Raw genomic sequence first — 2,817 nt, 5'->3', positions numbered from 1 at the left:
GCTTAATCCCGACAGATCTTCAGCTGATCAACTTAAGAAAGCGGCTTGAGTTGGGGCGACAACTATGTTGACAAACACCGGGATCGTCAACCTTTATTTGGTTATTATTGTCTTTGCTAAAGACAATCGTAGTCCCCTCATCCAGCACCTGTGTACCAGGCACAATCAATGTTGGCGCATCATTAAAAGGAGTGACAGTGATATTTACCGTATCGCTGATTTCCGCACTACCACCGGTTCCTGAATTCCCCATATCATTGACGGTCACCGTCAAGATAGCAGAACCATTGAAATCTCTGGCACCCTTGTACTTCAGACCGGACAGCGCTGCGTTAATGTCTGCCTGACTGCCTTCAAGGGTAATTGTTTTTCCGCCGTTTTTACCCTCAGTAATCAGTTTTTTATCTGACAGGATCAGTTTACCCGTATCAACACTCAGGGTGACCTTGATGGTTTTATCGAACGCATCCACATCACTGATACTGATAGAACCGTTAAATGCATAATTCTTATCTTCTCTGACAGTAATATCACTCGGCAGCATCAGTGTGGGCGGATCATTAATGGTGGATAACAGAATCTCAATCGTCTTATTGACGACATTGTTATTCTGGTTAATGGATTCACCGCTCTCATTGAACGAGCCACCATTGGCCGATTGCGGATCAACCAGATCACCCTGTACATCGTAAATACGGTCATCAACCGACACCTTCAGTTCGAGCACCGTATCCTTGTCGGCCCCGTCGCCGGTATCTTCCAGCACCAATTGCAGGCTATCGAGTGCTGCCTGAATCTCTGCCTGGGTGCCGCGAAGGGTAATGGTCGAAGACTGGTCACTACCACCGACGACCAGGGAGCTGAACCCAGCACCAAGCGCAAAATAGCCTTCGTCATACAGTGTATCGCTGCCCTTTTCCGTCAGTTCCAGAATGATGGTCAGTTGATCCTCCTCACCCGCTGAAATCTCGGCAAGATCTGAATCCACGACAGTGATCGTGCCATTACCGAGATCAATGGTGCTATTGCCACTGCCATCTACCCGATCCGGCGCCTGAATCCCGGCCGTATCATTCGCGGGTGTAATATCAATGGCAAAGCTGGAGACCGGTGTTTCCGCTACACCATCGCTGACGATGAAACTGAAACTATCGCTATGGTTCTCTGAGCCATCATGTTGATACGTCAATCGGCCACTGTCGATATCGGCCTGAGTAAATGTCGAGCCGACCCCCAAGGCTTTACCATTAAGGTAAAGGGTGCCGTTATCAACATTGTCAGTGATGAGGTACTGGCGCTGGATGGCATTATTATCTGAATCAATGGCTCTCAGATCATCGCCAGAAATGACAGCCATTCCTCCTTCATTAACAGCGTTACCGTTATCAACGGTTAAACCATTATTGACAGCGGTGACATCGTTACCGGACTGATCCTTACCCTGAACGGGGGCATCACCGGAAGCACCCGGCACCAACGGTGCATCATTGAAAGCGGCAATAGCGATCGCAACAACGGCCGTATTACTGACATTGTCAGCGGCAGGTTCAGAGAGGTTGGTCTGCACATCAAAGGGGGAACCGGGTGCAGCAAGATCATCCCTTACTTTGAAGCTGAAACCATCAGAGAGATTGGACGGTTGATCCCCCCCTTCATGGACATACCGTAAGCCACTGTCATTGCCATCCGCAGGCGTTAACAGTATCTCCTGACTGAACCACTGGTCTGACTGTACCGCTTCCCAACTATCTCCATCCCAGTATTGCAGGCTACCATTGTCTGGCAGGTCGGTAACCTGGAACCAAAGGGTATCCTCGTTACCTTCTCCGTCATCACCGGCAACATTATCCAGGCTGCCATCCGGATCACGCATGCCAATATGCTCTGGCGTGATCGCAGCAATACCATCGGTAGAGTCCGTTTTCTCGACAACAATCAGACTACCGCCAGTGGCGCCGGTTATATCATTAACCGGTTTTGCAGAGAGCGATACTGTGCCCTCTACGCGGTTCTCACCGCCAACACTGACGGAGTAACTAAACGAGCTGTCATGATCTTCACCGCCATCATGTTCAAAACGAATATTACCGGCATCAATATCTGCCTGCGTGAACTGGCCGTAGAACTTGATTGGCTCCCAGTTACCATCAACCAGCTGCTGCAGTTCTCCGTTTGGTGGAAGACTGGTCACGGTATAAACGATTTCATCCGGCGGTATTACTCTATCACCGGCACCACTGCCCGGATCGGTCTGCAAGACGTCACTACCAATGGAAACTGTTCCACCCTCCTGCAACGGTTCATTATTACCGCCGCCGTTGTCACCGCCTTCATTGCCCCCGTTGTCACCACCATTACCACCACCATTACCACCACCGTCACCACCATTACCACCACCGTCACCGCCGGAACCACCACCGTCTACTGGCGGCGGTGGCGGAGGTATCACACCGTCCTCATCACCCGGGTCACCACCGCCCGAGCCATCATCATCACGATTAATGGTGATTGAAAAGCGAAGATCTGTTGCAATAACACCGGCATCATCCCGAATGGCACCTTCCTGACCGGCATCAGGCCATGGACTCAGGGAGGAATCATGTACACTGAAAACAAATCCATCAGCGGTAGCGCCATCCGCAGCAGACGAAGGCAACAGGAAAAGGATCTGTTTGTTATTAATCTGTTCCTGGGTGAAGCGGGCACCGACATCCAGTGTTTGCCAAGCGCCGTCTATATACCTTAAATCCCGCTTAACCTTGGGAATGTGAGCAAGCTGGCCGTACTTTTGGCAACAGAGTACAGTTTTTGCACAAA

The 2,817-nt window shown here is 50.5% G+C and carries 1 protein-coding gene; it reads right to left on the bottom strand.

Annotation, left to right across the window (positions count from 1 at the left end; genetic code table 11):
* Nucleotides 1-19: 19 nt before the first annotated feature.
* Nucleotides 20-2,817 (bottom strand): cadherin-like domain-containing protein (locus ABD892_RS11170; protein ID WP_345195733.1); only part of this gene is annotated, 2,798 nt, incomplete at its 5' end.

The sequence above is a fragment of the Kistimonas scapharcae genome (assembly GCF_039540975.1).
GTDB classification, from domain to species: domain Bacteria; phylum Pseudomonadota; class Gammaproteobacteria; order Pseudomonadales; family Endozoicomonadaceae; genus Kistimonas; species Kistimonas scapharcae.
This window is presented reverse-complemented; position numbering and strand designations above follow the sequence as displayed.